This is a genomic window from Paenibacillus hamazuiensis (genome assembly GCF_023276405.1).
GTDB classification, from domain to species: domain Bacteria; phylum Bacillota; class Bacilli; order Paenibacillales; family NBRC-103111; genus Paenibacillus_AF; species Paenibacillus_AF hamazuiensis.
This window is the reverse complement of sequence record NZ_JALRMO010000001.1, coordinates 1,314,912-1,341,225: the sequence shown is the minus strand read 5'-3', so window position 1 is coordinate 1,341,225 and position 26,314 is coordinate 1,314,912. Positions and strand designations below refer to the sequence as shown.

The 26,314-nt window shown below is 54.2% G+C and carries 27 protein-coding genes; 12 read left to right on the top strand and 15 right to left on the bottom strand.

Going from position 1 to position 26,314, the window contains the following annotated elements:
- The first annotated feature begins 121 nt into the window (after positions 1-121).
- Positions 122-229, top strand: a complete 108-nt coding sequence (locus MYS68_RS05655) for a sporulation protein YjcZ (RefSeq protein ID WP_248924889.1) — start codon at positions 122-124, stop codon at positions 227-229.
- Positions 230-303: 74 nt separating this feature from the next.
- Here MYS68_RS05655 and cshA read toward each other — a convergent pair whose 3' ends face one another.
- Positions 304-1,902 (bottom strand): degradosome RNA helicase CshA, encoded by a 1,599-nt coding sequence (cshA, locus tag MYS68_RS05650; protein WP_248924888.1) that lies wholly within the window; start codon positions 1,900-1,902, stop codon positions 304-306.
- 321 nt (positions 1,903-2,223) lie between these two features.
- Between cshA and MYS68_RS05645 the strand changes: the two genes are divergently transcribed.
- The 5 genes from MYS68_RS05645 to tatA all read left to right on the top strand — a co-directional run bounded on the left by MYS68_RS05645 (position 2,224) and on the right by tatA (position 5,133).
- Positions 2,224-2,757 (top strand): DUF4178 domain-containing protein, encoded by a 534-nt coding sequence (locus tag MYS68_RS05645; protein WP_248924887.1) that lies wholly within the window; start codon positions 2,224-2,226, stop codon positions 2,755-2,757.
- 16 nt (positions 2,758-2,773) lie between these two features.
- Positions 2,774-3,466, top strand: a complete 693-nt coding sequence (locus tag MYS68_RS05640; RefSeq protein ID WP_248924886.1) for a DUF4247 domain-containing protein — start codon at positions 2,774-2,776, stop codon at positions 3,464-3,466.
- A 128-nt stretch (positions 3,467-3,594) separates the two neighbouring features.
- On the top strand, positions 3,595-4,416 hold the full coding sequence (locus tag MYS68_RS05635) for a YitT family protein (protein ID WP_248930828.1): 822 nt from the start codon (positions 3,595-3,597) through the stop codon (positions 4,414-4,416).
- Between the two features lie 140 nt (positions 4,417-4,556).
- Positions 4,557-4,751 (top strand): hypothetical protein, encoded by a 195-nt coding sequence (locus MYS68_RS05630; RefSeq protein ID WP_248924885.1) that lies wholly within the window; start codon positions 4,557-4,559, stop codon positions 4,749-4,751.
- Between the two features lie 127 nt (positions 4,752-4,878).
- Positions 4,879-5,133 (top strand): twin-arginine translocase TatA/TatE family subunit, encoded by a 255-nt coding sequence (gene tatA / locus MYS68_RS05625; protein WP_420852094.1) that lies wholly within the window; start codon positions 4,879-4,881, stop codon positions 5,131-5,133.
- A gap of 30 nt (positions 5,134-5,163) precedes the next feature.
- Here the strand turns inward: tatA and MYS68_RS05620 are convergent, their stop codons facing one another.
- A complete protein-coding gene (locus MYS68_RS05620) occupies positions 5,164-6,327 on the bottom strand; it encodes an MFS transporter (protein ID WP_248924884.1) in 1,164 nt (387 codons plus the stop codon).
- A gap of 203 nt (positions 6,328-6,530) precedes the next feature.
- Between MYS68_RS05620 and MYS68_RS05615 the strand changes: the two genes are divergently transcribed.
- Complete coding sequence (locus MYS68_RS05615; protein WP_248924883.1) at positions 6,531-7,706, top strand: putative glycoside hydrolase; 1,176 nt, start codon at positions 6,531-6,533, stop codon at positions 7,704-7,706.
- A gap of 347 nt (positions 7,707-8,053) precedes the next feature.
- Here MYS68_RS05615 and MYS68_RS05610 read toward each other — a convergent pair whose 3' ends face one another.
- The 8 genes from MYS68_RS05610 to MYS68_RS05575 all read right to left on the bottom strand — a co-directional run bounded on the left by MYS68_RS05610 (position 8,054) and on the right by MYS68_RS05575 (position 16,751).
- Entirely contained in the window at positions 8,054-11,677 is a 3,624-nt protein-coding gene (locus tag MYS68_RS05610; protein ID WP_248930826.1) for a CBM96 family carbohydrate-binding protein, read from the bottom strand.
- A gap of 225 nt (positions 11,678-11,902) precedes the next feature.
- A complete protein-coding gene (locus tag MYS68_RS05605; RefSeq protein WP_248924882.1) occupies positions 11,903-13,216 on the bottom strand; it encodes a deoxyguanosinetriphosphate triphosphohydrolase family protein in 1,314 nt (437 codons plus the stop codon).
- A gap of 32 nt (positions 13,217-13,248) precedes the next feature.
- Positions 13,249-13,920: an HD domain-containing protein gene (locus tag MYS68_RS05600; RefSeq protein WP_248924881.1), complete on the bottom strand. Its 672-nt coding sequence runs from the start codon at positions 13,918-13,920 to the stop codon at positions 13,249-13,251.
- Positions 13,913-14,623 carry a uracil-DNA glycosylase gene (locus tag MYS68_RS05595; RefSeq protein ID WP_248924880.1) on the bottom strand — a complete coding sequence of 237 codons (711 nt, stop codon included), beginning with the start codon at positions 14,621-14,623 and terminating at the stop codon, positions 13,913-13,915. Before MYS68_RS05595 ends, MYS68_RS05600 begins: the two co-directional genes overlap by 8 nt.
- Positions 14,624-14,690: 67 nt before the next feature.
- Positions 14,691-14,867, bottom strand: coding sequence for a YjfB family protein (locus MYS68_RS05590; RefSeq protein ID WP_248924879.1), 177 nt, complete (start codon positions 14,865-14,867; stop codon positions 14,691-14,693).
- A gap of 66 nt (positions 14,868-14,933) precedes the next feature.
- Entirely contained in the window at positions 14,934-15,551 is a 618-nt protein-coding gene (locus MYS68_RS05585) for a class I SAM-dependent methyltransferase (RefSeq protein WP_248924878.1), read from the bottom strand.
- Positions 15,552-15,923: 372 nt separating this feature from the next.
- Positions 15,924-16,466, bottom strand: coding sequence for an NADPH-dependent FMN reductase (locus tag MYS68_RS05580; protein ID WP_248924877.1), 543 nt, complete (start codon positions 16,464-16,466; stop codon positions 15,924-15,926).
- Between the two features lie 78 nt (positions 16,467-16,544).
- On the bottom strand, positions 16,545-16,751 hold the full coding sequence (locus MYS68_RS05575) for a DUF3906 family protein (RefSeq protein WP_248924876.1): 207 nt from the start codon (positions 16,749-16,751) through the stop codon (positions 16,545-16,547).
- Between the two features lie 150 nt (positions 16,752-16,901).
- On the opposite strand from MYS68_RS05575, the gene MYS68_RS05570 reads away from it, so the two are divergent.
- A complete protein-coding gene (locus MYS68_RS05570) occupies positions 16,902-17,357 on the top strand; it encodes a peroxiredoxin (RefSeq protein ID WP_248924875.1) in 456 nt (151 codons plus the stop codon).
- 392 nt (positions 17,358-17,749) lie between these two features.
- Here the strand turns inward: MYS68_RS05570 and pfkA are convergent, their stop codons facing one another.
- The 4 genes from pfkA to MYS68_RS05550 form a co-directional block, all read right to left on the bottom strand.
- Positions 17,750-18,718 carry a 6-phosphofructokinase gene (pfkA, locus tag MYS68_RS05565; protein WP_248924874.1) on the bottom strand — a complete coding sequence of 323 codons (969 nt, stop codon included), beginning with the start codon at positions 18,716-18,718 and terminating at the stop codon, positions 17,750-17,752.
- 67 nt (positions 18,719-18,785) lie between these two features.
- The gene (locus MYS68_RS05560; protein ID WP_248930825.1) at positions 18,786-19,811 is read right to left on the bottom strand and encodes a tetraprenyl-beta-curcumene synthase family protein; all 1,026 of its coding nucleotides are present in this window, start codon (positions 19,809-19,811) and stop codon (positions 18,786-18,788) included.
- Positions 19,812-19,851: 40 nt separating this feature from the next.
- Entirely contained in the window at positions 19,852-20,457 is a 606-nt protein-coding gene (locus MYS68_RS05555; protein WP_248924873.1) for a hypothetical protein, read from the bottom strand.
- Positions 20,458-20,531: 74 nt separating this feature from the next.
- Positions 20,532-20,897: a hypothetical protein gene (locus tag MYS68_RS05550; RefSeq protein WP_275983433.1), complete on the bottom strand. Its 366-nt coding sequence runs from the start codon at positions 20,895-20,897 to the stop codon at positions 20,532-20,534.
- Positions 20,898-21,090: 193 nt separating this feature from the next.
- Between MYS68_RS05550 and MYS68_RS05545 the strand changes: the two genes are divergently transcribed.
- Complete coding sequence (locus MYS68_RS05545) at positions 21,091-22,416, top strand: multi antimicrobial extrusion protein MatE (protein WP_248924871.1); 1,326 nt, start codon at positions 21,091-21,093, stop codon at positions 22,414-22,416.
- A 76-nt stretch (positions 22,417-22,492) separates the two neighbouring features.
- Positions 22,493-23,653 (top strand): MFS transporter, encoded by a 1,161-nt coding sequence (locus tag MYS68_RS05540; RefSeq protein ID WP_248924870.1) that lies wholly within the window; start codon positions 22,493-22,495, stop codon positions 23,651-23,653.
- A 116-nt stretch (positions 23,654-23,769) separates the two neighbouring features.
- On the opposite strand, the gene MYS68_RS05535 is transcribed toward MYS68_RS05540, so the two are convergent.
- Positions 23,770-24,672, bottom strand: coding sequence for a glycosyltransferase family 2 protein (locus tag MYS68_RS05535; RefSeq protein ID WP_248924869.1), 903 nt, complete (start codon positions 24,670-24,672; stop codon positions 23,770-23,772).
- A gap of 184 nt (positions 24,673-24,856) precedes the next feature.
- On the opposite strand from MYS68_RS05535, the gene MYS68_RS05530 reads away from it, so the two are divergent.
- Together MYS68_RS05530 and MYS68_RS05525 are read left to right on the top strand one after the other, a co-directional pair.
- On the top strand, positions 24,857-25,486 hold the full coding sequence (locus MYS68_RS05530; protein ID WP_248924868.1) for a DUF1796 family putative cysteine peptidase: 630 nt from the start codon (positions 24,857-24,859) through the stop codon (positions 25,484-25,486).
- Positions 25,487-25,619: 133 nt separating this feature from the next.
- Positions 25,620-26,267, top strand: coding sequence for a nitroreductase family protein (locus tag MYS68_RS05525; protein ID WP_248924867.1), 648 nt, complete (start codon positions 25,620-25,622; stop codon positions 26,265-26,267).
- Positions 26,268-26,314 lie beyond the last annotated feature (47 nt).

Sequence of the window (26,314 nt, the reverse complement as noted above, 5' to 3'; positions counted from 1 at the left end):
TTATAGCCTATTTTCCCGTGAATAGGTAGCTGTACAGACCAAACCGTGTACAGGACATAGGATATATTACCCCCCCGGTTAAAACAATCATATAGGTTACAGGTAAAGGAGGTTATTTTTCATGTCTTGCTTCGGTACTGGCGGTTTCGGTTTCGGTTTCACCACCATCGGCGTAGTTCTCGTTCTCTATATTTTGTTGGTAATCGTTCTCCGGGCTTTCGTCATATAATAACTTCCTCCATTTTACTATGCAAAAAGGTGAAGCTCTTCAGCTTCACCTTCTTTTTTTGTTCAAACGTTATATTAGCTGCGGACGAGATGGTCGTCGCGTTCTTCCGAGCGGGAGAAATTCCGGCCTTCGGAGTTTCTCGGGCGGGATTTGTATTCGCGATCCCCTCCGCTGCGGTTATCGCGGCTGCCGTATTCGCGGCCGTCCTTGCGAGGGTAGCGGGAACCGCCGGAGCCGCCGCGATCGCGGTCTCCATAGCCGCCGCCTCGGCGTTGTCCCTGGCCTTGGGAGCCGTAGCCACCGGACATTTTGCGGCCGGAGCTGCGTACGTCGAAGCGGCGTTTCTTCGCGCGAAGCGGTTCTTCCGGAGTCAGTTCCACCTCGACCTCTTTTTTGTCGCCGCCGGTCAGCAGTTTGAATGCGGCTGCCAGCAGGTGAACCGAATCGTATTGTTCCAGCAATTGGATCGCAATGCCTTTATATTCGTTATGCTCGTCTTTTTGCACGATGTCCAGCACGCGCTCTGCCGTAATCTTTTGCTTGCCTTCGATCGCTTCGGCAAGGCTTGGCATCGGCTTGCGGGCAATTTTATGGCGCGTAATTTTCTCGATGAAGTACAGATGGTCGATCTCTCTCGGCGAAACGAACGTCCAAGCTGTCCCTTCTTTGCCCGCCCGGCCCGTACGGCCGATTCGGTGCACATAACTTTCGGGATCCTGCGGCAGGTCGAAATTGATTACGTGGGATACGCCCGAAACGTCAAGACCTCTTGCCGCTACGTCGGTAGCAACGAGCACATCGATGCTGCCGTCGCGGAATTTGCGCATTACGTTATCGCGTTGGTTTTGCGACAAGTCGCCATGAAGTCCTTCCGCGGAGTATCCGCGCTTTTGCAGCGCTTCGGCGAGCTCGTCAACCCGGCGCTTCGTGCGGCCGAAGATAATCGCAAGATCCGGAGATTCCATATCCAGCAGACGGCAGAGCGTCTCGAACTTTTGTCTTTCATGAACTTCGATATAAGCTTGATCGATCAGCGGAGCGCTGATTTGCTTCGGAATAACGGACACATGCTCGGGATTGCTCAAAAACTGGTCGGCCAGCTTGCGGATGTTCGCAGGCATTGTTGCCGAGAACAGCATCGTTTGGCGATCGGTCGGGCAAAGCTTGAGGATCGACTGGATATCTTCCAGAAAGCCCATGTCGAGCATTTCGTCGGCTTCATCCAAAATAACGTTCTTCACGTCGTCGAGTTTGATCGTTTTGCGGTTTATATGATCGAGCAAGCGGCCCGGCGTGCCGATAATGATTTGCGGCTTTTTGCGCAGTGCGCGGATTTGCTTTACGATGTCTTGTCCGCCGTAAATCGCAAGCGAGCGGATGCCTTTAAAACGGCCAAGCTTTTCGATTTCTTCGGCTACCTGAATGGCGAGCTCGCGTGTCGGACACATAATGAGTGCAACAATGCGTTCTTCTTTAACGTCGATTCTGTTCACCAGCGGGATGCCGAATGCGGCTGTTTTGCCCGTACCGGTTTGCGCCTGACCGATCAGATCGCGCCCTTCCATGGCGATCGGAATCGCTTTTTCCTGAATCGGTGTCGATTCTTCAAAGCCCATTTCCGTAATGGCGCGCAATACTTTCGGCTCGAGGCCAAATTCACTAAATGTTTTCAAATGATGTCAATCTCCTTTTTCTTTTGGGTTCTTTTTATTTATACCCTTAAGTCCGACTCCTATTTAATATCTACAAAGTGTTCTCGCGTCCGCATTGATAATACCGAACAGATGTAAAGGACAGCCGGTGGCCGGCGTCATAAAGCCGTACTTAAGAATATCTTTATTATTATACCACAAAGCAGAATCATAATTCCATTCATTTCTATGCCGTTTTTGCTTTTTTTCGTGAAATCGAAACCGCCGCTTTGAAATATCGTATATAATAAGTGTATGTTCCGGCAAGCATCTTGAATCATTCACGATAGAGGAGTGGGCCTCATGTCCATTTTTAAAAGAGTCAGCGATATTTGGAAAAGCAACAAAGCCGAGCCGCCGGCAAGAGAGGCGAATCCGTTCGAGGAAACGGCCGTCGGGGATATTGTCAACGTCGATCTTGAGGAATATGTCGTTTCCGGAAAGGCGGTCTACTTTGACCGGGGCTTCGCTCCCCACCGGTTTGCTTATTATCTAAGAAACGGGAAGCATATTTCATGTCTTCTCATTGAAAAAGGACGGACGTACGAATGTTTTCTGTGCGAATTTGTCGAAGGGTCGCTGGACGATCCGAACGATGTTCCAACCAGACTCGACGTCGGCGGCGAGATGACATACGAACTGGAGCATTACCGTACGGATATGGTCCGCTCAGAAGGGAACACCGATTTCCGCAGCAATGACGAGGTTATGGTATGGAGATATTTTGGAGCGGAGGACAAATATTTCTTTCTGCAATGGCAGGACGGCAAATATGTAGCCATGGAAGCGACCCGGACGCCGGCGGGCCTGATTAAATTCATGAAATCGGCCAAATAGTCAGGGGTGAACATCATTGAAGAAATGGACATCATGGATCATATATCTCCTTGTTTTCGCATTAATGGCAGGCTGCGCGGACGCAGGGTCTTATATTAAGGACAACTACCCGCTTGTCAGCGTCGACGGCAAAGGGAAAAACACGGCGAAAGTGTACGTGGCCGAAGGCAAAGACGTGCCTACGACGGCCAAGGAAATTGCCGCCGAAGACAAACCGCAGGAGATCAGCAAGGAATCTGCGGACCAGATGTTTCTCGTTTACCAGGATAAAATCATCAATATTCGCAAAGACCCGAATAACGAAAGCGATTCGCTCGTCGAAGTGGATACGGTCGAGTATGCGAAAGAGCATTACGACTCTTCGTTCCTTCAGGGGTACATTACGGCAACTCTGCTGCAATCGCTGTTCGGCGGCGGGTGGTTCAACAGCCGCGGTTCGAGCGATTACAGAGGGTACACCCCGCCGCCGACTTATACGCAGCGGCCGCAAACGCCTCCCGCCGCGAGCAAGCAGGGTACGACACCTCCGACGACATCGGACCGCAAGGGCAGCTTCGGCGGCGGGACGGCCGGAGGCGGCACAAGCACAACGCCTTCGGGCAGCGTGCGGCGCAACGACGGATCAACGCCTACTTATAAGAAACCGACTACCGGCTCCAGCAAACCAAGCACCGGTTCAAGATCCGGCTCGTTTACGAAAAGAAAATAATCAAATGCTATGCAGCTTCCTGCGGGTGCCGTCCCGGACGACAGGAAGCTGCATTTTTTTTCTACCTGCTGCATTTGCCGACTTTTTGCAATCCATACTAAGTGGCAGGAGGTGATTTTTCCTTGAAAATGCTCGGCGGACTTCTCATTATCGCCGCAGGCTCATTGTTCGTAGCTGCCGGCTTCAACCTGTTTTTGGTCCCTCATCAGCTGCTCAGCGGCGGCATATCCGGCATCTCGATGATCATCGGATATTTGACCGGATGGAACATCGGTTTTTTGCTTCTGCTTAGCAACGTGCCTATCATGATTTGGGGATTATGGGCGATCGGACGCAAATTTGTCGTATTAAGTACGGTTTCGGTCATTTTAACATCTTGGTTTTTGCAGTTCATTCCTGCGTTCCGCTTCATTCAGGATCCGATCCTTACCGCCGTCGCCGGCGGTGTGATGATCGGCATCGGCACCGGCATCTCGATGCGCGCCGGCGGCTCGACGGGAGGCTTCGACGTCGTCGGCTCGATTTTGACGAGGGACCGCGATTTTCCTCTCGGCACGTTATTGTTCGGCCTGAACGGCCTGGTTATCCTGGCCTTGGGATATTTTAAAAGAGATTGGGATTTGGCGCTCGGATCGATGCTGTCGATATATATGACGGGCAAAGTGATCGATACGATCCACACGAGGCATTTGAAGGTGACGGTGTTCATCATTACCAAACAAAAGCAGCTGCTGCTGGACCGGCTCCTGCTCATTCAACGCGGGGTTACCGCCATCCAATCCGAAGGGGCATATACGCAGCAGCAGCAAGACATGCTGATGACCGTCACAACCCGCTACGAGCTGGCGGAGCTGAAATCCATCGTGCGCCGCACCGACCCCCATGCCTTCGTCAATATCGTGGAAACGGTCGGGGTGATGGGACGTTTTCGACGGGATAAGACCAAATAATTTTCCCATACATATTTTTTTAGAATGTGATATAATGAAATAGTAATTTCATGCAATACCTATACGGCTTTATCTGGATTTCGAGTTTCTTTCTTTTCCAATTCTTCATAATTCGAGTGAAGTTGATGAGTGGAAGGGGGATGCGTATGGAAACCGTAAAGTTGTCCGACATTGTAATGAAATTAACACCCGAGCTGTATTCTTCCCTAACGCGAGTGGAGCTTGACTCTTACATCGTGCTAAGAAACGGCTTATCCGCCCTGTTGGCGGAGGATGTGCTTGAAATTATTCAGTACAGCATTTCCGAGCATAATAAAGACGCTCTTCTGCATTAAGGAAAGCGGCTGTTCCGGTGAAACGGACGGCCGCTTTTTTAACTGTTTTGTAATATTTAATCTATATAGTATGATAATAACGTGATATGATAAGAATACGCGAGTTTTACTTTATGTTGGAGGTGTCATGAACATGGGTGCGCTGTCTCCATGGCATATCATATTGATCGCGCTTGTCGCTCTGCTCTTGTTCGGTCCTAACAAGCTGCCGGAGCTCGGACGCGGATTCGGCAAAATGTTTCGCGAGTTCAAAGATGCGACCAGCGGCAACGGAGGTTCGTCCGACGATGCTCCCCCCCGCAAGGAAGTCGGGCCTTCCGCTTCCGAAGCGCACAAGGATGCCGTCGCCGGCGACTCCGCGCCGAATGCCCCGAAGCATTAAGCGGTACATCCGAAAAAAACCATTCGACCGTCAACCGGTGCGAATGGTTTTTTTATTGCGCTGGTAAGCATGCGTGGCGAAAAACATGACGGCCGCAAGCAGCGCCATCGCCGCTCCCGCCGAATACATATGCTCGCCGCCCCAGTGATCTTTGATCATTCCGCCCAACGTTCCCCCGGTCACGCCGGCGAGGCCGAGGAAAACGGCGGATAGTATCGATTGACCGGTTGAACGCAGCTCCTCCGGCACCATCCGCACCGCGTACTGGACGGCGACGAGCCAAAATACGGCGAACGTGACCATGTGCGACGCCTGAAGCAGCATCACGACAAGCGGGTCCTGCACCGAGTAATAGAGCAGCCAGCGTACCGTGTAAATAAGCCCGACGATGCCCAGCATCGCCAGCTCGTGAAAGCGATGCATATACCGTCCGAGCAAGGCGAACGTCGGAATCTCGCTGAGCGAAGCAAGCGCCCAGGCCGTGCCGAGCATCGTGTCGGTTGCGCCGAGGTCCTTCAGGTAAAGCGCCGCGAGCCCGTCGTTCATCCGGTGCGGCACCATCAGCACGAACACCATGAACAGAAACCAGAGGAACGGGCCGTTTCGCAGTACGCTCCCAAGCGCCCTGAACGTCAGGCGTGGTCCTCCCCCTTTTTCATCCTTCAAAAACAGCACCAGCACAAGCGGCAGGAGCCAGATACCCCAGTACAGATAGGGGATGTTTTGCACGCCGCCCATCCGCACCAGGATGTAACCCGAGCTGACGGCGACAATCGTAAAGCCGATCGACCCGAACATGCGCACCGAACCGTACGATACACCTGCTTCCAGGGAGGACTTGATCGTGATGCTGTCCAGCAGCGGCACCGCCGGCAGAAGAAAGAAATACAGCAGCAGCATGAACAGAAAGGCGGACGAAAAACCGTTCGTTAAAAAAACGCCTGCACTGGAGAGCAAACTGAGCGCCCACAAAGCGAATATGATCGTCTTCAGCGTTCTGTAGCGATCGCTCAAATACCCCCAAAGCGGCTGGGCGAAAATCGCGATAAACGGACCGAACATCATAAGCAGGCCGATCTGTGAAGTCGAATACCCTTTTCCTTCGAAATAAATCGGCAAAAACGGCGTCAGCACCGCACTTGTAGCGTAATAGAGCAAGTTCAGGCCGCGCAATAACAGCAGTTGTTTATTCATATCCGGACCTCATCTTCCGCAAAAAATCACATCCTCTATCCTATCGCAAATCTATAAAATTGAGAAGCGCTTTCTGCACGATTACTCTTTTTACAAAACCCGCGTCATTTGGACAAAATGCTCCAAATTTCCCTGTCCGTCCTGGCCGCCTTGTCATATAATGAATGGTAGACTTATAGACTGAGACCTAGGAGCCTGAAGACATGGACTTATTGCTTGCATCTTTGCTAATGATTTGGGGCGGCATTTCCGCGGATCACCCGGATATGACGTTCGAACAGCTCGCCCAGGCCGCCGTCGATTCGGGCAAACCCGCAATCGTTCAAGCGGCGGATCCGAACGCGCCGAAGCCGGATCGATTGACTCCCGTAAACAAAACGGATCCGCAGAAGGATGCGCCCAAAATCAAAGGCGTCTATGCGACAGCCCACAGCGCCGGAGGCGCAAGGCTGAATACGCTCGTCAAGCTGATGGACGATACGGAGCTGAATGCGATGGTCATCGACATCAAGGACGATTGGGGGTATATTACTTACAAAACCGGCAATCCGGAGCTTGAAGCCATGGAGACAACCCAGAAAATCATCCCCGATATGCCGAAGCTGATGGATACGTTAAAGGAGCATGAAATTTATCCGATCGCCCGGATTGTCGTGTTCAAAGATACGGTGCTGGCCAAAAAAAGGCCGGATTTGTCTTATCTGAACCCGGACGGTTCGCTCTGGAGCAACGGAAAAAAGGACAGCTTCGTCAACCCGTACAAAAAAGAAGTATGGGACTACAACATCGCCGTCGCCAAAGAAGCGGTCAAAGCCGGCTTTAAAGAAATTCAGTTCGATTATGTCCGGTTCCCGGAAGGATTCGAAACCCGCGCCGACTCGCTGCAGTACTTCAAAGACGAACGTACCCGCATCGAAGCGGTCGCCGAATTCGTCAAGTATGCCCGCGAACAGCTAAGCCCGCTCGGTGTACGCGTATCGGTGGACATTTTCGGTTATGCCGCCTCGGTTCCCGCCGCCGAAGGGATCGGCCAGGATTTCGATAAAATATCGCAAAACGTCGACGTGATTTGCCCGATGATTTATCCAAGCCATTACACGACAGGATGGTTCGGGGCCAAAGTGCCCGATGCGGCGCCTTACCAAACGATTGACGGTGCGATGAAAGATACGCACAAGAAGCTGGAGACGATCGGATCGCTCAAGCCGATCATCCGGCCGTGGATTCAGGATTTTACCGCCACTTGGGTGCCCGGCCATATTTCGTACGGCAAACATGAAGTCGAAGAGCAGATCAAAGCGTTGAAGGATAACGGGGTTGACGAGTTTTTGCTGTGGAACGCCGGCAACTCGTATACGGCGGGGGTTGAGTATAAGTAAGCGCTAGGTCACCCCCTAAATCCCCCTCCAGGGGGACCCCAGGCGCCCCAAGCGCCCTGGACCCGCCCGTAAGAGCGAATGCTCGCTTCTAGATCGCGTTTGTCGGGGCATGGCGCTTTCCCTTCGGGTAAATCGCCTATGTCCCGACACGCTTTACTGTTGGTGTGAAGATGCAGGAAGCGGATGCATGCCTCTGGCCCGCGTTTGTCCGGCACGATTCGACTGATGCCGAATTGGTGCCGGACACGCTCTACTGTTACCCAAGAGTTGCGTTACCTTAATAATCTATGCTTCCAAACGCGCAAAAAGCCGCTCCTCGGGGTCAATTGACCCTGGAGCGGCTTTTTTTACTTGGAGACGGTAACCTGGACCGAAGCGTTAGCTTCGTTGCCGGCTTCGTCCGCTGCGGTATACGTGATCGTATAGACGCGTCCGCTGCCTTTGCCCGAACGTTCGGCGCGAAGAAGGAACGAAGTGTCGTTTTGACCGAAATTCGCGTCCTGTATATCGCCCGCCGTATCTCCGTCGCCTTGCCCGTTATCCGGTTCGTTCGACGCGATGGACGCCAGCTTGAGCGAAGCGATACGCGAGCCGGTGCCGTCGGCCTGAAGCGTTACTTGAATCGGCACCAGCTTATGGTTGGGCTGTCCGAGATCGGGCTTATCCGCCGTCACCTTGAGCTTGGGCGCCTCTTTATCGATCCAGGAAACCGAAGCGGTGGCCGTTCCCAAGTTGCCGCCCGCGTCGACAAATTCAAAGGTGAAGCTGCCGTTGCCGGTAAACGTGTAGCTGGCGGAGCCGCCGTTGTTCAGAACGGTAACCGGCTCGCTCGGCGTCATCGCAGCGATGACATTTTGGTTCGTCGGTCCGTACGTGCTGTATGTGACGGTAGCGGTCGGGGGCACATCGACCGTGACGACGACATCGTACGTTTTCGTTGCGCCGGTTTCCGCCGTGACATCGATGCGAATCGAGTTGTCGCCCGTAGCCAGAGTGATCGGGCCGTACGGCATGCCGCTGGCGGTCTCGGCGCCGTTTATGCGCATACGCGCATGGGTAGCGGCGGCTGCGGCTTTGACCATGACCGGCGCCGGATTGCCTTTGACGACGAGCTTATAACTTGTCGTATCCGCGCTGAAGGCCGGAGACAGCCCTGTTAGCACGCTGCCCGAGGAATCGGTGATCTCCAGCGAGCTCAAATCGGCATTCGCGGACGGCCACCCTTCCGCAATTTGCGCCGCATCGCTTTTCGCATAATTGATGCCGGTGCTTGTCACCGTATTGCTCCGCAAAATAATGCCGGTTCCGGCGGCAATTTGGATCCCGTTCGCATTGCCGACGATCGAATTTCCTTCAATCAGAACGTCCAGCGGGTCGCCTTCCCCGATGTTGCCGGCATTTTTATCGCCCGGATCATGCTCCAGCAAAATCCCCCAATAATTCGCGGCCGTATTATTCCGAATGATATTATTCCGAACAATCGTTCGTGGTCCGTTCAAAATGTTGATCCCCGCACCGTTCACAACGGTCGTGCTGTTTTCGATGATATTGCGCTCGATGACCGTGTCCGGCGTTCCCATCGATACATTGATGCCTTCGCGGGAATTGACGATGCGGTTGTCGTGAATGTAATTTTTCGGGCCGCTCGCGCTGTGATTGCTTGGAGCGGTTCCGCCCGTATTGCCGAGTCCGACGCCGCCTCCGGTAAGGATGTCCGCGATCTCGTTGCCGTAAATTTCGTTCAGATACTCAAGTTCTCCGTGAAGGTCGATCGCATCGAGCTTCGTGCCGCGGAATGTATTGTTTCGGATCACATTGTTGTGTGCCACGTTTTGAATCAGCGCACCGTGGCGGATATACGGCCCCTCGAACGTATTGTTTTCCGCAAGGTTCCACTTGGTGTCATTATCGAAGCCGAGCCGGTCGATCTTCGGCATTCCCTGGAACGAAATGCCGTAGCCCGAACCGCCGGGGCCGACGTCCGTCGCATTGCGGAACACGCTGCCGCGGATGACGATGTCGTGGCTGTTATCGGCGCGAATGCCCATGCGGGTATATTTTTCCACGGCGACGTTGTCAACCGTAATGTTATAAGACGGAGCCTCCCCGTAATTGGCCAAAATGATATGGCTGTCGGGCCCGCCCGCCTGAGGATTGTTCGCTTTCGTATCGGTCGGATACGTACCGTTCCAGGTCGAGGTGAATGTCATATCCGATAATTTCAAATCATGCTGCGCCGCCGACTTGAACGTCGTGCTGTTTTTCGTTTTGTTCAGGCTCGTCTTGACGATGGTGCCGTCTCTGGATTCGCCGCGAACGTTCACTCCCGTCTTCAAAGAGACGTTGATCAAGCCGTCCGGAGAATAATTCAAATTGTAGGTCCCGTTTGGCAAAAACACTTCGTCGCCCGGCCGGGCGGCATTGATCGCCGCCTGCAGCGCCTGTGTATCGTCATTATTGTTATCACCCGGGTCTGCTCCAAACTGAAGCACATTCAGCGTTTGGCCGGTTACCGGATGCGGAGTGTGCACCGGATGCGGCGAGCCGTCCGGATTCGTCATCCCCGGCGCGGTAAACGGCACGGTGCCCGGCGGCGGTCCCGGCACATAATACGGGATAACCGCCACCGGCGTATCTCCCGATGCAAACGGAGGATAGACGTGTACTTCGGTCAAGCTGAAAAAGCTCGAGCCGTCCGAATTTCCGTGCCCGACAAGACGCACGTAACGCGCGTCGGTATCCGGGATGTCAAACGCCGTCATCGCGGTCGTCCTTACCGGATTCGTGCCGGAAAACGCCGTCACCCAATTTACGGCATCGGCGGAAGTTTGGATTTCAAAGCTTGTCGACCTAACATCCCCTTTATAAAAAGCGATTCCCAAATAACCGATATGCATCGTATCGTCCAAATCGAACATGATCCACGATCCGTCTCCGGAGGCGGACCAGCGGGTGTACAGATTGTTATCGATCGTGCCTGTCTCGACGTTGCCGTCGCTGCCGCTTGCCGTAACGCCGACCGCCTGCAGCGGCTGGATCGGAGCCGCAAGGGTCTTTCCGGCCAGCGTAAGCCCGCTGCTGTAATTGCCTGCGGCATCCCCCGCTTCAACTTTGAATTCGTAAGCCGTATCCGCTGTCAGGCCGGTAACGTTATACGCGGCAGCGGATTCCAGCTGTGCGAGGAGCTCCCCGTTTTTATACAGACGGTAATTCGCAACACCGTTCTCGTCGGCAGCCTGCGGCCACGTCAGCGTAATGAAGTCCGTGCCGATATTGGCGGCGGAAAGCTTTCCGACCGCAGGCCAAACCGGTGGCTGCGTATCCTGGGTAGGATCGACGACCCGCTTTGCCACAAGTGACGGTTCCGGGTTGCTGCCCGTCGCTTCCTTCGAATAAAGATTAAAACTCACTCCGGTAGCGGCGGTGTCCCCGATCATAAATGTGACGAAGCCGCTGCCGACACGGCTGCGGACATAATCCGTCACGTCGATCGTGTACAAGCCGGGAGCCGACCCGTTCGGAGCAACCACCTTGAACTTGCCGACCGGGACCGCCTGCGTCCAATCGGTCAACGGAGCCGTGTTCCAGGTAATCGTTTTTTCGGACCACGACGCATTGTCCAGACCGAGTACGCTGACCTCGACGTTGGTGTTGCTCGTGCCCATTTTCGCGCCGATATTCAGATAGAACTTGTACTCGGGATTGCTCACCGCGCTTAGATCGAATTTGTAGTAAGCGTACTTTTTCGTATTGTTCGAGGCGCTGACGCTGAACAGCCCCGAAGTCGTTCCATTGGTGCTGCTGTCGATATTGACGTTTGGCTTGCTGCTGTCAATAACCGCATCATCGGTGACGGCGGCGACTCCGGCGTCCGTCTCATAGGCGTAAGCCGGAACGGCAAACACGAGAAGCTGGACAATGAGCATCGCCGACATCAATGCGGCGAGCCTGTTACGAACGGCATCATACATCACGGCATCTTCCCCCAAGCGGAATCATTTTGTAAGCGCATACACTTTTCAGTATAAAATGTTCCAAATGATGCCGTGATAGGCTTATTTTAGGTTCGCTTGTGAAAACTGTAGGCCGAGCCAGCAAAATATTGGGTTCGAAACATTGCCAGACGTTTCCTAAGCAATAATAAAGCTGCCCGCCGCGCACTGTTTCGCGCCGCGGGCAGCCGCCTCCCGAACGTTTTAATCCATTTCGTAGATCGATCCGGTTTTGCTGGCGTACAGCTCGGCGTATACTTTTTCCGCGTAACCGTCCGTCATTCCGGAAATGTAATCGGCGATGAAACGGTGCCATGGCCATTTGCCTTTTTGCTGCTCGTGCTCCTCGATCCAGTCGGGCGGTACGATGCGGCGTCCGGTTTCTTCCTCAATAAAGCTGTCCCAAAGCCGCTGAAGCATGATCTCGCTCCGCTTTTGCAGCCGCTGCACGCGGAAGTCTTTGATCATCGTCACCCAGGCGAGCTTTTTCAAAATTTCCATCGTGCGCAGCAGCTCAATGTCATGCTGGCCGTCCCGCACGAACGTTACCTTTTTCCAGCCGGTCACCGGATCGTCGATAATCCCTACCCGTCCGGCAAACAGTCCGACCCAGCGGGCCTTCATTTCCCTGCGCGTCCGGGACGCCTCCTGATGGCATGAAGCGTAAATTTGCTCCCATTGCTGCAAATATTCGGCGAGCACGCGCCGGACCATCTCTTCGATATTGACCTGCTCCCATCCGACTGCGTAGTTACCCCGATCTTCGACAATTTCCTGGACCAGATGGGCGACGAGCCTGCGATCCTCGAAAAACGTGCGGTTCATCTGGATTTTGCCGGCGCGGATGCCGTCCTCGATATCGTGTGTGGAATAAGCGATGTCGTCGCATAGGTCCATAAGCTGGGCTTCCAGCGTCGGACACCCCTGCGGCATGTTCCACAGGTCGCGTAAATAACCGATGCCCTCCCATTCGGAGGCATACACGCCTTTAATCCGTCCCGGCTCCTCGAGGGAATACGGGTATTTATTGATCGCGAGCAGCGTAGCCGCCGTCAGATCGAGGCCGAAGCCGCTGTCTGCGCGCTTTTCCAGAAACATTAAAATGCGAAAGTTTTGCGCATTGCCTTCGTAGGCGAAGCCATGCGACTGAAGCAGACTGTTCAGCACCTCTTCGCCTTTATGCCCAAACGGAGGATGACCCAAATCATGGGCAAGCGCCGCGCATTCGACCACCGCCGGATCGAGAATGAGCCCCGGATGCTCCCGTTTCGCGAGAAACGGATACGAACCGTTCATCCGACGCGCCACCTCCCTCGCGATCTGCGATACTTCGAGAGAATGCGTAAGCCGCGTCCGGTAATAATCGCCCGAACCGGCGCCGAACACCTGCGATTTTCCTTGCAGTCTGCGAAAAGCCGGCGATTGGATCAAACGGGCGTAATCCTTTTCGTACTCGTCCCGTTCCTCGCTTGTTTTATGAAGAGTAGAGTCATGCAGTCGATTTTTCCTTAAATCCATTCGCTTCATCCTTTGTACGTCGAAAGTAATCGTTATCTAATTCCTTCCCATTCCTCGTAAAAACATGCCAAATATTGCTCCAGCTGGCGGTGCCGCCCTTCGGCGAGCCGCTTCGCGTAATCGGTGTTCATCAGATCTTTCAATTTGAGCAGCTTCTCGTAAAAATGATTGATCGCCGTGCCGCCGGTGCTGCGGTATTCGTCCTTCGTCATTCGTTCGCGCGCCTCGATGCCGGGCACATGGATCGGCCGGCCCTTCGCCCCGGTGTACGCAAATACACGGGCGATGCCGACTGCGCCGATCGCATCGAGCCGGTCCGCATCCTGCACGACGCGCCCTTCCAGCGTCCGCATCGGCGGACGGCCGCCGCCCTTGAACGACATCGAGGAAATAATCCCAATGACATGGTCGGCCGAGGCGGCATCGACTCTGTGCGCATCCAGCCAGCGGCGTACGGCGCGCAAACCCTCCGCTTCATCGCCGCACAGCTTCTCGTCGGCGATGTCGTGCAGCAGCGCCGCCAGGCGGCACACGAACACGTCTGCTCCTTCGGCATTCGCAATCGTCTCCGCAAGCCGGTCCACGCGGTATATGTGCCACCAGTCGTGACCGCTCGCATCGTTCTCCAGCGTCTCGCGCGCGTAACGCGCGGCGGCCTCCAGCACGGCCTGCCGGCGATCGTCCAACAACGCCTCGTCAGCCATATTGAGATACCTCTTTTGCATGTGTATGTGATAAGTTCGGAATTTGCCAATCGATTATCGGTCTGCCCAGTTCCGACAAGTATCGGTTAACCCGCGAAAACGGGCGGCTGCCGAAAAATCCGCGGTGAGCGGACAGCGGGCTCGGATGCGGCGATTTGATCATTTTATGATGCGGAGAAGTAATGAGCTGCTGCTTCTGCTGTGCATGGCTCCCCCATAACACAAAGATAACGGGCTTATCGCGCTCGTTAAGATGGGCGATGACCCGATCGGTAAACGTCTCCCAGCCTTTGCCTTTATGCGAGTTCGGCGTCGCTTCCCGCACGGTCAGCACCGTGTTCAGCAGCAAAACGCCCTGCTCGGCCCATCTCACCAAATAGCCGTTGTCCGGGATGTAGCACCCCAGGTCGTCGTGCAATTCCTTAAACATGTTTTGCAGCGAGGGCGGCGCCGGCACTCCCGGCTTGACCGAGAAGCTGAGACCGTGCGCCTGTCCCGGCCCGTGATACGGATCTTGTCCGAGGATGACAACGGATACGTCGGCATAAGGGGTATAATGAAGCGCATTAAAAATATCGTGCATATCCGGGTAAATCGTCCGCGTCCGGTATTCTTGCGCCAAAAACCGGCGAAGCTCCAAATAATACGGCTTTTGAAATTCGGCCTCGAGCAGCGGAGCCCAATCGTTTTTCAATATGGCCATCGTCCTAACCCTCCAAATATACGAAAAAAAAGAGGACGCCCTCGTCCTCCCGGCATTCGTTTCGAAATCAAATCTTCACGTCGAAATTGCCGCCCAAATACGGTTGTACGCTCTGCTGCATGAGCTGGATCATCTGCTGACCCTGCGTTTCGGCCTGATCATTCGCCATGCTGAGGAGGCGTATGCCTACGGCATCGCTTAGGCGGCTTATCTGCATTTGCGTGGAAAGCGCTGCGATATCCATTGCTTGTCCTCCGTTTATGTATTTCCCTAAATTATAAGCCATGTCGGCGCTGTGAAGCAATCATTTTCATTTCGTCGCGACAATGCAGTGGAATTCCAGCGAGCCTTTCCGGTTCGTATGCACCTGTACATCCTCGTAATTTGCCTGCTGAAAAAGCCGGGCCACTTCATCCGCATCGTACAGCGTAAAATCGTACTTGGTGAAGCGAAACTTCTCCATGTTTTCCTTCGACCGGATCGCGACAAATAATTTGCCTCCCGGCTTAAGAACGCGCCATATCTCCACGATGCCGGCACGCACATCGGGCCAAAAATAAATCGTGTTGACTGTAAAAACTTTATCGAAGGCTAATTTGGCGTAAGGTATTTGTTCGACGGAAGCAAGCTGAATATCCACGGTGCCTTCCTCGATAAAAGTCCGGTTGCTTTTGATTGCCTCCTGCACCATCGTTTCGGAATAATCGATCCCCGCTACGAGACCGTCTTTCACATGCGGCGCCAGCTCGGCGATATATTTGCCGTTGCCGAAACCGATCTCCAAAATCGATTCCCCCGGCTGCACATCAAGCAAGCCGAGTGTGTACCGATACATCGCATCGTTACCCCGGTTCATCATCCGGCCGACCATTTTACCGATAAAACCGCTAGGCTGCCTTAAATGCTTCGCGAGTAACTTAAAGACCACCAGCATCCCTTCCTTTGCCCGTGCGTAACCGATATAGGAAATAACAGGAATTATTATAGCATATTTTGCTAATTTTCAACAAAAAACACGTGGGAGCGACTGCATGCCTCTTTATGCCGCGTATCTGTATGATTAAGGTGAAAGCGGATATTCCCGCTCTCGGACTGTGCTGCCCGAGCTCAAATGTGCCGAGAGACGGTGTTTCGCTCTCTCGGCGCTCATTTGCTCCTTCCGGCCCGTGCAAATAGGCCCGAGAGCAGCTTTTTTGCGCTCTCGGGCCACGTCATTGATCTTCGGCAGAGCTGAGAGGCGGTTTTTCCCCCTCTCAGCCTACTGCTTTCCAACCGGTAATTCCCAGCCGACATAATACGTTTAAACAGTCGACTTTCTAAAAGTCCGGCTCATTTGCAGGAAATATCCGAGCACTCTATCGATGCGCTGCCGCGTCTTCTCGTCCTCCGGCATGCCGTCCGCGGAGAACCGCCGGGCCTCGCCGCCGATCGAAATCCATTCGGGGCAGTTGATGCCATGCACATTGCGCACGACGGTTTGCAGGTGCGTGAGCGAGCTGACGGCGACTGCGCCGCCGGCCGAGCTGACGGATAAGACGACTTTCCCGTCAAAATAATCAAAGCCGAGGAAGTCGAGCGCATTTTTAAGAACGCCGGATAATGTTCCGTGATACTCGGGCGTTGCCAAAACGACTGCATCCGCTGCCATCACCGTGCTCTTAAGCAGCTTCAGGTTGGCATCCTCGTACTCCAGATCCGGATTATAAAAAGGAAGCGGACGCTCGTAAAGATCGTAAAGCGTCACCTCACAGCCTTGCTCTTGCAAAAGCTTCCCGATATATCGGCACAGCTTCGTGCTGGATGCGTTTTGCCGATTGCTTCCGGCGATCATCGCGATTTTCATATCATCTCACCTTTCCGATTCACACTTTACATACATTTTAGTATCAAATGTATATAAAGTCAAGCGGGTTAATTACAATTATTTTCCGGTTTCAATCACGTATCCGTTGCCTTTGGCCGCCCGTTTTTTCTCAACGATGCTGGCTTCCATCACTTCCGGGTTGTACACGAAATGGCGTACCAAATGCTCCTCCACCGTATCGAACGCCTGGTCGTCATTTTCCGCAAGCACGACCAAATTGACGGTCTGGTCCTTTAAAACAATTTCCAACTTATACAAGTACATATTTCAACATCTCCTCTGCGGAAATTCTTCTCGTAAGGACTCGTTACATAAGCTTACCAAATCCGGCAGCATATTGCACCTTGCCGTTTTACAGGCAGGCACCGGTCCGTTACAATAAAGCTGACACATTAAAAACGGAGTGATTCCTTTATGCTGAGTTTGGGACAGCAAGCCCCGGCCTTTACAGCGGAAAGCACGCAGGGTCAGGTACGCCTGGGCGATTCGCTCGGCAAACGGCCGATCGTGCTTATCTTTTACCCGAAAGACGATACGCCCATATGTACCAGGCAGCTGTGCGCCGTCCGAGATTCCAAAGCGAGATATGCCGCGTACGATGCGCTCGTTCTCGGGATCAATCCGGGAACGCTCGACGAACATCGCCGGTTTTCCGCCAAACACCATTACGATTTCCCACTCGTGTCCGACCCGGATCAAGCGATCCGGCAGAAATACGATGTCGGGGAAACGCTGTTCGGTCTGCTCGGCCAGCAGCGCATCGTCTATGTGATCGACCGGCAAGGGAAAATCGTTTACGCCCGCAAAGGCAACCGGCCGACGGACGAAATCGTAGCGGCGCTGAAATCGGCATGCGCCCCGCGAGGATGAAACCGCCCGCATGCCTGCCCCTCAGGGTAGATCCAATATGCATCGCTCCGCTTGTCCCGGTCCCGGGTTCATAAAGGAACTACAGTGCGCTATAATGAACATTTCGAGCGGTTTGCCAAGATTAAGGGAACTCAGATGCGTTATTTGCATCGTTTTCTAACCCTCACGCCGTGTTTCACCGATTTAGCGCATCTCAGTTCCTCTAATATTGCGGATATGCCCTTTTACCCGAGGATAGCGAACATCAGTTCCTTTATACGCACGAACAACGAACATCAGCCCGGACGGACCTTCGACCCGGACCCGGGGGGCCGGATCCGGCCGCACGCTGCAGTAAAAACAAAACGGAGCTATGTAGAATCCACACGATTCTCCATAGCTCCATTTTTAATTTACTGCGACAAACGCATCGCCAACTGGTACAGACTCAAATCAAAGTCTTTCTTCGAATTGACGACCTTGTCGATATCGGTGACGACGAGCTCGTTGCGGATAACGCCGCACGCTTTGCCGGAATCGCCTTCGATCAGCTTGCGCACGGCGAAGTCGCCGAGGCGGCTGGCGAGAATACGGTCGTTATGCGTCGGCGTGCCGCCGCGCTGAATATGGCCTAGCACGGTGACGCGCGGCTCGATGCCGTTGCGGCGGGTAATTTCTTGGGCGATATCTTCGCCTTTGCCGACGCCTTCGGCTACAAGGATGATGCTGTGGCGCTTGCCTTGGTCGAAGTTGCCTTTCATCCGGCTCGCCACCTCGTCGAGGTCGAATGGCACCTCCGGCACGAGAATCGTTTCCGCCCCACTGGCAAGCCCCGCATACAGCGCGATATCTCCGCAGTGGCGGCCCATCACCTCGACGACCGAAGAACGCTCGTGAGAGCTCATCGTATCGCGCAGCTTGTTGACCGCATCGACCACGATGCTGACCGCCGTATCGAAGCCGATCGTATAGTCGGTGAACGGAATGTCGTTATCGATCGTACCCGGCAGCCCCATCGTCTTGATGCCGAGTTTGCTCAGCTTGTTGGCCCCCTGATAAGAGCCGTCTCCGCCGATGACGACAAGCCCGTCGATGCCGCGCTTGCGCAAATTATCCGCGCCGAGCTGCTGGCCTTCCGGCGTCATGAACTCCTTACAGCGGGCCGTCTGCAAAATCGTGCCGCCGCGCTGAATAATATCGCCGACGCTGCGCAGGTCCATTTGCCGGATGTCGTCGTTGATCAGCCCGGCATAGCCCCGCTGCACCGCATATACCTCCAAGCCGTGAAACAATGCGCTTCTTACGACGGCGCGCACCGCTGCGTTCATCCCCTGGGAATCGCCGCCGCTCGTGAGAACCGCTATCGATTTAACTGCTGACATGTCACTGATCCTCCCATGCTCTAAAAAAAATACATACAGCCATTTTACTTGAAAACCGGCTTGTCCGCTACGAAATTTTTCGTATCCAAATGCTGTTAATAAAGAAGAAGATGCGCATCCACGGACTGTTTTTCATCAGCTGCCGCGAAATGATCCTTACCTCAGGCTGCTTGCGCACCTTCGGATCGGACAAATACAACGCGAGCAGCCCTTCGATGATCATCCGGTGAAAGCCGGCGCCGTCCAGCCGGATGGCCCTTTTGCGCGCCTCTTCGGCAATTTCGGCGATCCGCCTGACGGTCACATCGATATTTTCATAGTAGCTGCAAAAATTCAAATCCCCGCCGATCCGATCCTCTTCCTGATCGATTAAATAATCGAGCAAAATGTGGAGCCCGCATACATACGGAAAATACGCTTCATAAATCTCCTCCGCCGCAGCCTCAGGCAAATCCGGCCCCGCGGCGGCCAAAAACAGCATAAACACACCGAGCGTCGAACCTGTCGCCGCGGCGAACTCGTTCCAGCGTATGTCCGGAAACTTCCCGCTGTGCTGCCGCCACCAGCTGTCGAGCTCCGCCTCCCGCAAATCGTGGCGAATGTGCTTGTACACCTGCAGATCGCAGTACAAGCCGACCAGCTCCCGCACGCGCCGGGCCACCCGCCCGTAAGAGGGCAGCATGCAGATGCACGACTGGCACGTCTTCACGAGGGAGACGAGGTAGCCGCCGTCCTCCTTCTCCTGCCTGAACGCATAATAATCGTGGAGCGGCGCCTCCGGAGCGACCGCATCCAGCATAGACTGGTGCAGCCGGCGAAAATCTTGCGGGTCAAGCGATGTGCTGCGGTCGCACAAGTTGTCCAAATAATCGCTAATGGTCTGAAAAGCGACAATCAGCGGAATGAGCACGTGCCGCATCGGCAAATTGGCAGCGGCGTAAACCGCCCCGCCCTCGCAGTGAAACTGCTTCGTCGTCATGCTGGCGATCGCCTGCTGCCGCAGCTCCGGATCGGGGATCCGCTCCGCCGTCTCACGCCACATGCGGAGCTGGCTGCGCACTTCCGGCAGCACGTAGCGATACACTCTCATCATCAGTCCCAGAGGCCTATTGGGAACGGTTGCCATGCGCGGTTTAGCCGAATTCAAGCGACGTACCTCCACCGATTTGTTCCCAGCAATATTCCAGCAGCAGTCCCATCTCCAGCCGCTGCAGCCGCCGAAGCACCGTTTCCGCCGCGGGATCGCGGGATATGCTCACCTGGTTTTCGACCAAATCCACGAACAAATAAGGATCCCAGGAAGCCCCTTCCACAAGCCGTTCCAGCATGCTCCGCAGGCGGACCGAGGCAATGCCGTTCGCAGCCGCAGCCCCCCCCTGCTCCCAATAACTCCGCACGGCATGCCAAAGACGGCCGTACACCGGATGACTACGGACTTGATGAAACCAATATTTTGCGTTGCTGTAGTCGCCTTCCATCCGGTGCATGATGCCGTGCCAATAGCTGCCTGTCGGCGTTTCGATGCTTTGCGACAGCGTGTGCGAGGCGTCCAGACTGTCGTTCCACAAATGCAGCCCCGCCTTGAACGCAAGCGCAAACGACGCCCCTTGTCCGGATCCGTCCCCGAAAGTCAGCTTTGCGATCCGGATGTCCAGCAGCTCGTCCCATTCCTCGGCCGGATACAGCTCCGGCTCGCGGGAAAGCAGCTTACTTACGATGCTTTGAAGCGCTCCCGACACCGGCGGCACCTCCTTTTCGTTTCTTTTCATTTCATTATAGTATATACGCCGCGCAAGCCCCAATCAAATGCGCTTTAATGATGAGCCGCTCCGGCGGTAATGTCCTGATTGACCCGAAACCATAAATGCAGATCGTTGATCGTGCTGGCCAGTTCCGCGATCTCGCTGTTGAGCCGGCACGACACCGCAAAATTATCCTCCAAGTTCAGCTGCTCCTGCTTGACGATGATGATCCGCTCAAGCGCCTTGATGCGGTCCGGTATCGTACCGCGGATTTCTTCCCAACGCAGCAGGATGTCCGCCCGATCCTCTTCGCTGTAATCCTCCCAGTCGAGCTGAAGCTCGGGCAGCATGATGCCGAGCCGTTCATCCATTACAAAGTCGTAATTCACGAGTCTCTCCCTCCCGGTCAATTGAATCTTTTTCGCCACCGCTCGCATTCACTTTATGGTAACATGAACGCCGGAGCGCCCGCCACATCTTCACCGAAAAAAAATCATCCCATACGCTGTGCCGCGTGGTATAATCGAAAAATGATCATTTCGGAAGAAAGCCCCCTATCATTGATGTGTTGCCCGCGTCGTTCCGGGCGCTTTCGGGGGCGCCGCCGCAATAAAAGAAAGGGTCCTGCATATGTCACACAGCCGAGAGACCCGCGTCTCTTTGAAACAACTGCTGGCTTTCTTTTTGCCGCTGGGCATATCCGCCAGTCTCGTTACGATCTCGCACGTCATTATCAACAGCACGCTGGCCCGCTCCGCTCATCCTGAAATCATTATCGCCAGCTACGCGCTGCCGATGAGCCTGCTCGGCATTACGGAAAGGCCGGCGGTGCTGCTCAGGCAAACCTGCTCCGCGCTCGTCCGCGACCGCGTATCGTTTCGGGCCATGTCCAGGCTCAGCATCTACGTGCTGGCCAGCATCCTGGTCATGGGCCTTATCGTTTCCTATACGCCGATCGGCAAATACTCATTTATGCAGCTGATGGGTGTGGGGCCCGAGCTGATCGATGAGGTGCTGAGCGTTTACCGCGTGCTGATGTTCGTGAGCATCTTCTCCGGCCTGCGCTGCGTTTTTCACGGGGTCATCATCTTTAACATGCGTACGAAGTGGCTGACCATCGGCATGATCGTCCGGCTGCTCGCGATGTACCTGCTTTCGCTCTTTTTTATCCATACGAATTCGGTGACAAGCGGCATGGTGGGAGCGATCATCTTCCTGACCGGCATGACGATCGAGTGCGCGGTCAGCTTCTGGGAGGGACGGTCGCTGCTGAAAAAGGTCATTCCCGAGAAAAAGGAAGACCATCCCATCGAAACGGCAGGGCAAATATTCCGCTTCTACAGGCCGCTGCTGCTGTCCTCGGTCATCGCGGTCGTCATCGGTCCGTCCATCAACGCGGTGCTCGGAAAAACCGACGACGCCCAGCTTGCGATCGCCTCGTTTGCGATTGCTTCCAGCCTGACCCAGCTGGTGCAAAGCTTTTTCAGCTATATTCATCAGATCGTGCTCAACTTTTATAAAAAAGACCGCACCCAGGTCGTCCGTTTCGCGCTGCTCGTCGGCTTTATCCCGACGCTGCTTATCGCAGGACTGACGTACACCCCGCTCGGACCGTGGTTTATGGAAAACGTGATGGGCGTAAACGAGCGTCTGATGAATGCAAGCCTTGAAACGCTTCGCGTATTTATGCTGACGACGCTGATTTTCCCCTGGCTCGATTTTGGAAACGGCATCATCATGCTGCGCGGCGAAACGAAGGTGATGGTTTGGTCCCAGGCCGCCAACGTTTCCGCCACGCTGATTTCGCTGATCGCATGCATTCTCGTCAGCCACGGCTGGAGCGGCGTGATCGGCGCCTTGGCGCAATCGCTCGGCGTCGCGGCCGAAGCCGCCATCATTTTCTATGTGCTTCGCCAGACGCTGCGGGAAAACAAACCGCTGCAAGCTTCCATGTAAACGTGTTCCGTCGCAATTGCCGATTTTATCGGGGCAGCGGCGTCGGGTTCATTTTCAGATAAAGCGAGTGATTCATATGAAGCCAGTCTCTCACGAAAACGTGCTCCGGACGTTTTCGTTTTCTTTTTACATGACGATGGCCGTAGTAACATCGTATTTCCCGCTCTATTTCCAGTCGCGGGGCCTTAGCACGATGCAGATCGGCCTGCTCTATTCGACGGGACCTTTGATCGGCATTTTCTCCAATCTGTTCTGGGGAATCGTCAGCGACAAGTGGCGCACCGTCAAAAAGCTGCTCATTATCGTGCTGGCGGGCCAGCTGCTGATGTCGTTCATCATGTTCCGAAGCGATCATTTTCTCGTGTTGACCGTCATGGCGACGTTGTTTTATTTTTTTCAAACGCCGACGAACTCGTTGACCGACAGTTTGACGTTGCTTACCATCTCCGGCACAAAAAAAAGCTACGCCTCGTTTCGTGTGTTCGGCTCGCTCGGCTTTGCCGTCGCCGCTCTTGTTTTCGGTATGTATTTGAAAAAAACGGGAGCCTCCCAGACGGCAACACTATATCTTGGAGTCGTCGGCATCACCCTGCTCGTGTCTCTTATGCTGCGGGACGCCCGCGGCAGCGTAAAGAAGCTGGAATTTACCGGCCTCCTGAAGGTTATCGCGAGAAAGCGGTTCGTTTTGTTCATGCTGACGGTGCTGGTCGCATCGGTCAGCACCCGGTTTAACGATACGTTCCTCGCCTTGTTTATGCAGCGACTCGGAGCCGACCCGTCACTTGTCGGCTGGTCCTGGATGACATCGGCGGTCAGCGAAATACCGGTGTTTTTTTTCCTTGCCAAATACGGCCACCGGTACAAGGAGCTGCCGCTGCTCGTCATCGCCGGGCTCATGTTCGGTCTGCGCTTTTTGCTTATGGGCTTCGTGAACGACCCGCTGTGGATCATCCCGCTTCAGGCGCTGCACAGCTTGTCGTTCGGCATTTTCCTGCCGACCGTCATCCGCTGCATGCAGCAGTTCGTGCCGGATCAATACCGGGCAACCGGTCAGGCGCTCTACGCAGTCATCTGGTCCGGCGTGTCCGGGCTGATCAGCGGCTCGGCCGGAGGCTGGATTTTTCAGCAAGCCGGCCCCCACTCCGTCTACTTCACGGGCTCCGTGCTCGGCTTTGTCGCGATGGCGGGCTTTTGGGCGCTTCACGTTACGGGCCGGCAAGCCGATACGGAGCCTTAAGAGCCGCGGCAGACCGGTTCATCTTCAAAGGCGATCCCAAAGAGAAAAGAGCGGACGAGGGCAGGCCCTGTCCGCTCTTTGTCTGTAAAGTACCCATATTCGGGGTCATTTCACACTTACTGCTGCAGCCGGGCGGATATTTGAAAACACTCGCCCAAAAAATCCTTTAATTTTTGCGGATGGTAAATACCTCTCCCGGCGTTGGCGTCCATGATCTTGTGAGCCCAGAGCGCTGCTTTCGCGTGCATAACCGGGTCATGAACCTTGATCCGGTACGAAGCAAAATCCAGATGAATGCTAAACTCCTCGGGGGTCGGTTCGATCCCAAGCTCCCGAAGCTGCTCTATGCGGATCAGGTTGGCGACATGATCCTGAAGAGGTTTATGGGCGACCGAAACCTGCGCGGGATGGTCCCGTTTCACGACGAGTACGTCCGGCAAATTCACAAGCCCGCATACTTTGGCGAGCCGGTTCCACAGATCGTAATCTTCCGCGTGAGGATAGGGCTGGTAGCGGATGCCGTACTGATCCAGCACCGATTTTCGCATCATGACGCTAGGATGGGTGAACGCACACCAAAACAGCTGGAAGCATTTGATCTGCTCGTGATCGAGGGGATTTGTCGTTATTCTTCCGGTACCCGTGTAACTGGCCTGTCCCCCGCAAACCCCTATTTCCGGATGAGCCTCCATAAACTCCACCTGCCTTTGCAGCCGGTGCGGCAGGCATACATCGTCCGCATCCATTCTCGCGATATATTTGCCGGTAGCCAGAGACAACCCTTCGTTCAACGAAGCGATTAATCCTCTGTTTGTTTCGTGGACGACGACTTTTATCCTTCCGTCCCTCGCCTGCCATCCCTGAAGCAGCTGCAATGTTCCATCCCGCGAACCATCGTCGATCAAAAGAAATTCAAAGTCAGTGAAAGTTTGTGATAAAACGCTGATTATTGCCTCCTCAATATAAGGAATCCCGTTAAATACAGGCAATAGTACGGTAACTGTTGCCAAAGGATCCACCCCTTTGCTCGGTATTTGTACAAACAGAGTTTGTACAGACAGTGGTTGTACAGACTATTCCGATTTTTTTCCGTTGGTCAGTTGCAATGGCCCATACTGCGATTTTATGTTCCGGAAAGTCCAAGCAAACCTCGTCCCCGGCTAATTTAATATACAAAGAAGCTTTAGGGAGGAATCGATAGCAATGAATTTCCAGCAGCTTGCAGGCACATATGATATTATTTTCAGCCTGGGCCACAATTGTTTGCCGGCCACGCAGTTATCGCGTTACATGATAAGAAAGATCGGCGGCGTTATCGATTGGATGGAGTCTCCGCAGTTATCTTCGGTCAATTATTTGCTTCACAACCGGTTTGCAAATTTTATGGAGCTGCCCCATTTGACGGTGGACGGCATTAATAACGACGCCGGCTGCTACATTGTCAGGGATACGATGTACAACATCTTGTCCCATCACGATTTTCCGGTAGAGAGCAACCAACCTTGGAGCTTGAACAGCTACCCGGAGCTGCGGGAAAAAGTAAACCGGCGCGTTCCCCGGTTTCTGGAAACGCTGCAGCAGGCGGGCCGGATCCTTTTCATCCGAACGGAAGCGACGCCGGAGGAAACGGCGGAACTTCTTGGCGTGTTAAGAGGTCTGGTCAAAAACGAATTCAATGTGCTTGTCGTCAACCATGCCGCTGTTCCCGGGATCATAGAAACTCCTTGGCCTTTCGAGAACGTCTGTGCGCTGCAGATTCCGTGGGTTCCGGATATGTTCAGACAGAACAACTTCTGGTGGGACGTTCTTATGAGCCAATTAAAAGTCTCCTGATCTTTCGGCGGAAAAATGGATTGGCTTTTTGCAGGCAAACGTTTTATAATCGGTATGAACTATTAGTACCAAGTATAAAATTAAAACAATATTCGTAATTTCAAGCCGCAAAAAGCAGCCGGAAGGTGATCGTATGGACTACACGCAATTTAAAGAAATCGTGCTCGAACGCAGGAGCATCCGCAAGTTTACCGATCGGGAAGTAGCCGTGGAGGATATCCGCGAAATCATCGATTGCGCGCGTTATGCTCCGAGCGATACGAATTCGCAGACATGGGCGTTTATCGCCGTGATGAACAAGGAAAAGATCAAAAGGATCGAAGAGATGACGTGGGAGGAGCTGCACAAAAGAGCGGAGGAAGCCGGGCAAAAAGGACTTTCGCGCGAAGGCCGGCTGCTCGTCAAGTCGTTCGGACCTTACGCCACTGCGTTCTCCGACGCTCCGGTGCTGATCGTCTGCCTCGCCACCCCCTACCAATCCAAATTCCGGGAAAAAATATTCGATCCGCTCGAATTTGCGGATGAATCCGTCTGGAAAGAGGAAGGCATCAAGAGCAGCTGCCTCGCCGCGCAAAATCTGATGCTCGCCGCTCACGCGCGCGGCCTCGCGACCTGCCCGATGACCGGGCCGGTACTGCTCGCACAGCAGCAGCTTCGCGACTATTTGCAAATTCCGGAGGAGAGCCAGATCAACATGGTCATCGCGCTCGGCTACCCGGCCGAGCATCCGGGCCGCCTGCCGCGCAAAGAGGTCGACGACATATTGACGATCGTGAAATAATTCAAAAGCAGCCCCATGCATCGGATCGATGCACGGGGCTGTTTTTT

What these genes read in the sequence shown, in the direction of transcription:
- MYS68_RS05655 (WP_248924889.1), top strand. Translation starts at nt 122, where the DNA reads ATGTCTTGCTTCGGTACTGGCGGTTTCGGTTTCGGTTTCACCACCATC.
- MYS68_RS05645 (WP_248924887.1), top strand. Translation starts at nt 2,224, where the DNA reads ATGTCCATTTTTAAAAGAGTCAGCGATATTTGGAAAAGCAACAAAGCC.
- MYS68_RS05635 (WP_248930828.1), top strand. Translation starts at nt 3,595, where the DNA reads ATGCTCGGCGGACTTCTCATTATCGCCGCAGGCTCATTGTTCGTAGCT.
- MYS68_RS05630 (WP_248924885.1), top strand. Translation starts at nt 4,557, where the DNA reads ATGCGTATGGAAACCGTAAAGTTGTCCGACATTGTAATGAAATTAACA.
- tatA (WP_420852094.1), top strand. Translation starts at nt 4,879, where the DNA reads ATGAACATGGGTGCGCTGTCTCCATGGCATATCATATTGATCGCGCTT.
- MYS68_RS05620 (WP_248924884.1), bottom strand. Translation starts at nt 6,327, where the DNA reads ATGAATAAACAACTGCTGTTATTGCGCGGCCTGAACTTGCTCTATTAC.
- MYS68_RS05615 (WP_248924883.1), top strand. Translation starts at nt 6,531, where the DNA reads ATGGACTTATTGCTTGCATCTTTGCTAATGATTTGGGGCGGCATTTCC.
- MYS68_RS05610 (WP_248930826.1), bottom strand. Translation starts at nt 11,677, where the DNA reads ATGTATGATGCCGTTCGTAACAGGCTCGCCGCATTGATGTCGGCGATG.
- MYS68_RS05605 (WP_248924882.1), bottom strand. Translation starts at nt 13,216, where the DNA reads ATGGATTTAAGGAAAAATCGACTGCATGACTCTACTCTTCATAAAACA.
- MYS68_RS05600 (WP_248924881.1), bottom strand. Translation starts at nt 13,920, where the DNA reads ATGGCTGACGAGGCGTTGTTGGACGATCGCCGGCAGGCCGTGCTGGAG.
- MYS68_RS05595 (WP_248924880.1), bottom strand. Translation starts at nt 14,623, where the DNA reads ATGGCCATATTGAAAAACGATTGGGCTCCGCTGCTCGAGGCCGAATTT.
- MYS68_RS05590 (WP_248924879.1), bottom strand. Translation starts at nt 14,867, where the DNA reads ATGGATATCGCAGCGCTTTCCACGCAAATGCAGATAAGCCGCCTAAGC.
- MYS68_RS05580 (WP_248924877.1), bottom strand. Translation starts at nt 16,466, where the DNA reads ATGAAAATCGCGATGATCGCCGGAAGCAATCGGCAAAACGCATCCAGC.
- MYS68_RS05575 (WP_248924876.1), bottom strand. Translation starts at nt 16,751, where the DNA reads ATGTACTTGTATAAGTTGGAAATTGTTTTAAAGGACCAGACCGTCAAT.
- MYS68_RS05570 (WP_248924875.1), top strand. Translation starts at nt 16,902, where the DNA reads ATGCTGAGTTTGGGACAGCAAGCCCCGGCCTTTACAGCGGAAAGCACG.
- pfkA (WP_248924874.1), bottom strand. Translation starts at nt 18,718, where the DNA reads ATGTCAGCAGTTAAATCGATAGCGGTTCTCACGAGCGGCGGCGATTCC.
- MYS68_RS05560 (WP_248930825.1), bottom strand. Translation starts at nt 19,811, where the DNA reads ATGATGAGAGTGTATCGCTACGTGCTGCCGGAAGTGCGCAGCCAGCTC.
- MYS68_RS05550 (WP_275983433.1), bottom strand. Translation starts at nt 20,897, where the DNA reads ATGCGAGCGGTGGCGAAAAAGATTCAATTGACCGGGAGGGAGAGACTC.
- MYS68_RS05545 (WP_248924871.1), top strand. Translation starts at nt 21,091, where the DNA reads ATGTCACACAGCCGAGAGACCCGCGTCTCTTTGAAACAACTGCTGGCT.
- MYS68_RS05540 (WP_248924870.1), top strand. Translation starts at nt 22,493, where the DNA reads ATGAAGCCAGTCTCTCACGAAAACGTGCTCCGGACGTTTTCGTTTTCT.
- MYS68_RS05530 (WP_248924868.1), top strand. Translation starts at nt 24,857, where the DNA reads ATGAATTTCCAGCAGCTTGCAGGCACATATGATATTATTTTCAGCCTG.
- MYS68_RS05525 (WP_248924867.1), top strand. Translation starts at nt 25,620, where the DNA reads ATGGACTACACGCAATTTAAAGAAATCGTGCTCGAACGCAGGAGCATC.